The organism is Myxococcus sp. MH1 (genome assembly GCF_059738865.1).
Window position 1 is genome coordinate 4754640 of sequence record NZ_AP026947.1, and the last position, 1272, is coordinate 4755911.

General features: G+C 65.3%; 2 protein-coding genes. One reads left to right on the top strand and one right to left on the bottom strand.

From position 1 onward, the window contains the following. Positions 1 to 112 precede the first annotated feature (112 nt). The gene (fruA, locus tag AC6JA9_RS19140) at positions 113 to 802 is read left to right on the top strand and encodes a response regulator transcription factor FruA (protein WP_046713355.1); all 690 of its coding nucleotides are present in this window, start codon (positions 113 to 115) and stop codon (positions 800 to 802) included. A gap of 65 nt (positions 803 to 867) precedes the next feature. Here fruA and AC6JA9_RS19145 read toward each other — a convergent pair whose 3' ends face one another. Further along, positions 868 to 1089 carry an MbtH family protein gene (locus tag AC6JA9_RS19145; RefSeq protein WP_046713356.1) on the bottom strand — a complete coding sequence of 74 codons (222 nt, stop codon included), beginning with the start codon at positions 1087 to 1089 and terminating at the stop codon, positions 868 to 870. Positions 1090 to 1272: the final 183 nt, after the last annotated feature.

The following is a 1272-nucleotide window of genomic DNA, read 5'->3' on the forward strand; positions in this document are numbered from 1 at the left end:
ACGCGCAAGCTCGACCTGGAAGCCTCATCCCGCTGACCGAGCAGTCCCGAGGTCGGAAGCAGTCAACACGCTAGTACAAGTTGTTTCGCCATGGCGGCTGGGGGGCCTTCGCATGGCAACTAATCAAGCTGCGATTCGTGTATCCATTCTCGAAGGGCCGTTCGTGATGTGGGAGAACATCGCCGACGGTCTTCGTGGTGAGGGCGTGAGCGTGACCTCGGTGACGAGGGATGCGCGCTTGTTCCTCGACAGCCTCGGGACCGATCCGCCGCAGGTGGCGGTGATGGATGTGGAAGGAGACGGCGAGGCATCCCTGGGATGCTCCGTGACGGAGGGCATCAACCTGCTGCGCGAGGCGCGCAAGCGACGTCTGGAGGTGCGCATGCTCCTCCTGTCGGCCGTGAGCGTGCCGGAGATCATCTCCCAGTGCTTCGACGAGGGCGCCTCGGGGTATCTCTTCCGCAAGGGGCTGGGAACCTCCGCGGTCTCCTCGGCCATCAACTCACTGGTGCGAGGGGAGCGGCTGTTCCCGGTCCAGCTGCTGCGCAACGACTTCGAGCATCCACCGGTGACGACGCCCACCGCGAGCGTGCTCATGGCGCTCACGCAGCGCGAGCGCGAGGTGCTGCAGTATGTCTCCGGCGGTGCGGACAACCTGAAGATCGCCGCGCATCTGCAAATCGCCGAGCGCACCGTGAAGTCGCACGTCACGCAGCTCTACCGGAAGCTCGGGGCGGAGAACCGCACCCAGCTCGCGTTGCGCGCGTGCCACCTGGGGGTTCGTCCGCCTCCGGACCTCTGAGTCGACACCGCCCGCCACGGACCCCAGCCAGGTCGCCGGGGTCCGTCGGGCACGACTCGGGTGCCTCAGTTCTTCAGGGCCTGCTCTTCCATCTTCTTTCGCAGGCTGAGCGGACGCATGTCCGTCCACACTTCCTTGATGTACGCGAGGCACTCGGCCTTCAGGCCCTGCTTGCCCGCGTCCTTCCAGCCCAGCGCGTTCTCCCGGTCCGCCGGCCAGATGGAGTACTGCTCCTCGTGGTTGACGACGACCTTGTAGATCGTCGTGTCTTCGCGCTCGTCCGCCATGTGAGTCACCCCTGAAAGTGGCTGTATCTTGTTCACATCCCAGGAAAATGGGTCAAGACCGCCAAAAGTAGGCTGACGCCCACTTTCCCCTCTCCTGGTCGCACTGCTCCGACAGGCTGTTCATCGCGGCACCGTGGGTGCTGGTGCGCGAGGGCCGCCCGGCCCCGGTGTGAAACGCGGCCA